Genomic DNA, 4770 nt, shown 5'->3' on the forward strand with positions numbered 1-4770 from the left:
TCGAACACGTCCACCGAGCGGTGGCCGGCTCTTCCCCGCCCGCCGATTCCGGCACGGATGCCCCGCGCGCCACCGGCTCCGGATAGCCCGCACCCGGCCCCGCGCCGAAGCCACTACGCTCACCGTCATGCGGATCTCCGTCTCCTCCGACATGGACGAACCTGTGGCCCGTCTCCTCCTCGCCGAGCTGCGGCGCCGTGGCCACGAGGTACGCACGCACGGCGCCCTGCGCCCCGGCGCCGACGCGCAGTGGGCCGCCTGCTCGGAGGCGGCCGCCCGGGACGTGGCCGACGGCGCCGCCGATCAGGCCGTGGTGTGCTGCTGGACCGGCACCGGTGCCTCCATCGCGGCCAACAAGGTGCCCGGCGTACGCGCGGCGCTGTGCACGGACGCCGTCACGGCGGACGGCGCGCGCCGCTGGAACGACGCCAACGTGCTCGCGCTGAGCCTGCGCCTGACCTCAGAACCGCTGCTGAAGGAGATCCTGGACGCCTGGTTCACGGGCGAACCCAGCCAGGATCCCGAGGACCGGCAGAACGTGGCCCGCGTAGATCGCCTCGACGCCGTCCGGAAGGACTCCTAGGGGCGTAAGGCGGCCCACGCGGGCCGGGGATGTCGATCGACGGAGGTCGGGATCGGCTCGAGGATCAGTGGGCGCCGAGTCCGCCGCCGCCGAACGATCCGCTGGACCCCCTGCTCCAGCGCGGCCGCTCCTTCGACGCGCTCGGCCTGGTGTCCTGGTTGCTCAGCTCGTACGGGGTGAGCGGACGGCCGCCCTTGGGGATCACGGGAACCTCCTGGGATTCCCTGTTCTCCCGGACTTCGCGCACCGGACCCTCCGGCGGCAGATGGGGCTGCTCCTCGGGTCGCGGTCGGGGGGATTCGCGGTACTTGACACGGGAGGTCAACCAGAAGCCGCCGGCGAGAAACGCGAGTACACCCACGGCCACGACGAACAAGACGAGGCTCATCAGGCCGCTAGCTGCGGCCAGCTGCGTCGATGCGGTACTCATAGGACAGGAATACCCCACGCAGAACTGGACGAACCGGACACTATGCGTGACGGGCGGTCGACGTGCGGCTACCGCGCACCTCTCGTACGATGCTCCGTCGCGGACCGCGCGGCAGCCCTGCCGCCCCACCCTTCCGGAATTCGCCCGGGGTACGTCATTCCCTATTTCTGAAACACGTTCTACGGTGTGCGCCGTCAGGACCGCCCTTGGGGAGCCTGGAGGCGCCGTGCATCTCGACCACACGCCCGAGCAGCAGCGACTGCGCGCCGAGCTGCGCGCCTACTTCGCACAGCTGGTCCCGGACAACAACTACGCCCGGTACGCCGACTCGGCCGCGCAGAAGCGGTTCTACCGCGACACCATCCGCCGGCTCGGCACGGACGGCTGGCTCGGCGTCGGCTGGCCCGAGGAGTACGGCGGGCGCGGCATGACGGCGATGGAGCAGTTCATCTTCTTCGACGAGGCCGCGCAGGCCGGAGTACCGCTCCCGCTGATGGCGCTGAACACGGTCGGCCCGACGCTCATGCGCTACGGCACCGACGAGCAGAAGGCGTACTTCCTGCCGCGCATCCTCTCCGGCGAGATCGACTTCGCCATCGGCTACAGCGAGCCCGACGCGGGCACCGATCTGGCCGCCCTGAAGACCAGGGCCGTACGCGACGGCGACAACTACGTCGTCAACGGGCAGAAGATCTGGACCACCAACGGCGACACCGCGGACTGGGTGTGGCTGGCCACCCGGACCGACCCCGCCGCCCCGCCGCACAAGGGCATCACCATGCTGCTGGTGCCGACCGCCGACCCTGGCTACTCCTGCACGCTGATCAACACCCTCGCCTCGCACGACACCACCGCGAGCTACTACGAGAACATCCGCGTCCCCGTCTCCCGGCGCGTCGGCGAGGAGAACCAGGGCTGGCGGCTGATCACCAACCAGCTCAACCACGAACGCGTCACCCTCGCCGCGCACGGGACGATGGCCATCCGCGCCCTGTACGACGTGCAGCGCTGGGCGCGGGAGACCAAGCTCGCCGACGGCCGCCGGGTCGCCGACCTGCCCTGGGTGCGCCGGCTGCTGGCCCGTACCCACACCCGGCTCGACGCGATGAAGCTCATGAACTGGCAGATGGTCACGGCCGTCCAGAACGGCACGCTCACCCCGCAGGACGCCTCCGCCGTCAAGGTCTACGGCTCCGAGGCCCGCCGCGACGCCTACGCCTGGCTCATGGAGATCGTCGCGGCCGCGGGCCCGCTGAAGGAGGGCTCGGCGGGCGCCGTCCTGCACGGCGAACTGGAACGCGGCTACCGCTCGGCCGTCATCTTCACCTTCGGCGGCGGCAACAACGAGATCCAGCGCGAGATCATCTCCTGGATCGGCCTGGGGATGCCGAGGGTACGGCGTTAGCCTGCGGGCATGGGCGACCCCGGGCTCTTCACGCCGAACTCCGTGACCTGGCAGATGCACGGCGACCCGATGATGTGGGTCGCCGGTGTCCGCGCGCTCTACCTCCAGGCCCTGCACCCGCGGGCGGTCCGGGGTGTTCTGCAGAACTCCGACTTCCGGCGCGACGCCTGGGGGCGGCTCCTGCGGACGGCCGACTTCGTCGGTACGACGACGTACGGCACCAGCGAGGCCGCCGAGCGGGCCGGTGCCCGTGTGCGCAAGATCCACAGCATGCTGACGGCGACCGACCCGGACACGGGTGAGCGGTACGGCGTCGGTGAACCCGGGCTGCTGCTGTGGGTGCACTGCGCGGAGATCGACTCCTATCTGCATGTGCTGCGCCGCTCCGGATTCCCGCTCACCGACGCCCAGGCCGACCGGTACATCGCCGAACACCGGGTCAGCGCACGCCTGGTGGGCCTCGACCCGGAGGCCGTACCGGCGAGCCGGGCGCAACTCGCCGCGTATTTCGAGAAAGTGCGGCCGGAGCTGACAGCGGGACGCGAGGCGCGCGTCGTCGACGACTTCCTGCTCCGTCCGCCGACGCATCTGCTCCTCATACCGGCGCGCGAGGTGCTGTGGCGGCGCGTGGCGCAGTTGGCGTACGCCGCTCTGCCTCCGTACGCCCATGAGCTGTACGGCAGACCGGCCCCCGCACCCGCCGTCGTCACCCGTCGGCTGCGGGCCACGGGCGCCCTTCTGCGCCGCGTTCCCGCACGTGTGCGCTGGCAGCTGCCGCCCAAACACATCCTGCGGGCCATGGCGAGGCTCGGCCCGCAGGCGCGTCCGGCACCGTACAAAGTCGGACGATAGGCCGCCATACTGGGCAAGCAGGGGTGGGACGCGCTGCGGCCGGGGGGCCCGCGGCGGCCTCCCGGCGGCGGGGCGGACGGCGACGGGGGCGGCGGATCGCTATGGGGGAGAACAGGCTGATTCAGGGCCGGTACCGGCTGCTCGACCTGCTCGGGCGGGGCGGCATGGGCGAGGTCTGGCGGGCCCGGGACGAGTCCCTGGGCCGGCACGTCGCGGTGAAGTGCCTCAAGCCGCTCGGTCCGTACCGCGATCCGTCCCTCACCCGCGTCCTGCGGGAGCGGTTCCGCCGCGAGGCCCGGGTGGCCGCCGCCCTCTCGCACCGCGGCGTGACCGTCGTGCACGACTTCGGCGAGTCCGACGGGATCCTCTTCCTGGTGATGGAGCTGCTGGAGGGCCGCGACCTGAGCCGGCTGCTGGAGGACAACAAGGGACACCCGCTGCCCGTCGACGATGTGCTGGACATCGCCGCCCAGATCGCCGCCGCCCTCGCCTACACCCATCAACAGGGCGTGGTCCACCGCGACTTGAAACCGGCCAACATCCTGCGGACGGCCGACGGCACCGTGAAGATCTGCGACTTCGGCATAGCCCGCCTCGGCCACGACATCGGCTTCACCACCCGGCTGACCGGTACCGGCGTGGCCCTCGGCACCCCGCACTACATGTCCCCGGAACAGATCGTCGGCGGCGAAGTCGACCAGCGCAGCGACCTGTACTCGCTGGGCTGCGTGCTGTACGAAATCGCCACCGGCGCACCGCCGTTCGACCTGGAGGACGCCTGGGCGGTCCTCATCGGCCACCGCGACACCCCGCCCCGGCCCCCTCGTGAACGACGCCCGGAACTGCCCCGTCACCTCGACGAGATCATCCTCGGCCTGCTGGCCAAAGATCCCGGGGAACGGCCCTGCGACGCGGGTGTGTTGGCCCGGCGGATCGGGCGAGGACACGCAACGCCCTTCTCCAGCAAGGCCGTTCAGATGCCGGACGCGCGAGGCGGAACCCACCTGCCGTCCTGGACCCGCGACATGACCACCGGCCACAAGGCGCTCGCCGCCGGACTGGGCGCGCTCCCCCCGGACGCGGGGGCGGCACTGTCGTGCCGGTGGCTCGCAGCGCCCCCAAGGGGCGCGGGGCTCCATCGATATGCGGCTCCGCCTCGGGGCGCGACCGGCTGCGACGGACCCGCAGACGCTCCACGGCCCGCACCGGCACTTCCTGCGGAGCGCTTGGCTCTCGCCGCCCGGCACCGCGAGGGCGTCAGGCTGGCCGGGCTCGGCCGGTGGGCCGAGGCGGGCGAGGCGCACCGGGCCGTGGCCGCCGAGCGGGCCGCGCTGCTCGGCCCCGACCATCCCGAGACCCTGGCGAGCCGCTACGAGACCGCCTTCGCCCTCGTCCGCGCCGGCCGCGTCGCCGAGGCGCTGGCCGCCTACACGAGCCTCGCCGAGGCCAGAGCGCGCGTGCTCGGCGCCGACCATCCCGACACCCTCGCCGCCCGCCAGG

The 4770-nt window shown here is 72.1% G+C and carries 5 protein-coding genes; 4 read left to right on the forward strand and 1 reads right to left on the reverse strand.

All coding sequences use genetic code 11. The features are described 5' to 3' along the window. Positions 1–127: 127 nt before the first annotated feature. Complete coding sequence (locus M878_RS87305) at positions 128–583, forward strand: RpiB/LacA/LacB family sugar-phosphate isomerase (protein ID WP_023552968.1); 456 nt, start codon at positions 128–130, stop codon at positions 581–583. Between the two features lie 64 nt (positions 584–647). Here the strand turns inward: M878_RS87305 and M878_RS87310 are convergent, their stop codons facing one another. Continuing rightward, on the reverse strand, positions 648–1013 hold the full coding sequence (locus tag M878_RS87310; RefSeq protein WP_031226977.1) for a DUF6479 family protein: 366 nt from the start codon (positions 1011–1013) through the stop codon (positions 648–650). Between the two features lie 226 nt (positions 1014–1239). Between M878_RS87310 and M878_RS87315 the strand changes: the two genes are divergently transcribed. The 3 genes from M878_RS87315 to M878_RS87325 all read left to right on the forward strand — a co-directional run. Then, positions 1240–2418 carry an acyl-CoA dehydrogenase family protein gene (locus M878_RS87315; protein ID WP_023552970.1) on the forward strand — a complete coding sequence of 393 codons (1179 nt, stop codon included), beginning with the start codon at positions 1240–1242 and terminating at the stop codon, positions 2416–2418. A 9-nt stretch (positions 2419–2427) separates the two neighbouring features. Beyond that, complete coding sequence (locus tag M878_RS87320) at positions 2428–3270, forward strand: oxygenase MpaB family protein (protein ID WP_023552971.1); 843 nt, start codon at positions 2428–2430, stop codon at positions 3268–3270. A gap of 101 nt (positions 3271–3371) precedes the next feature. Further along, the coding region (locus tag M878_RS87325) for a serine/threonine-protein kinase (protein ID WP_023552972.1) at positions 3372–4770 on the forward strand (1399 nt) is incomplete at its 3' end.

This window comes from Streptomyces roseochromogenus subsp. oscitans DS 12.976 (assembly GCF_000497445.1).
GTDB classification, from domain to species: Bacteria; Actinomycetota; Actinomycetes; order Streptomycetales; family Streptomycetaceae; genus Streptomyces; species Streptomyces oscitans.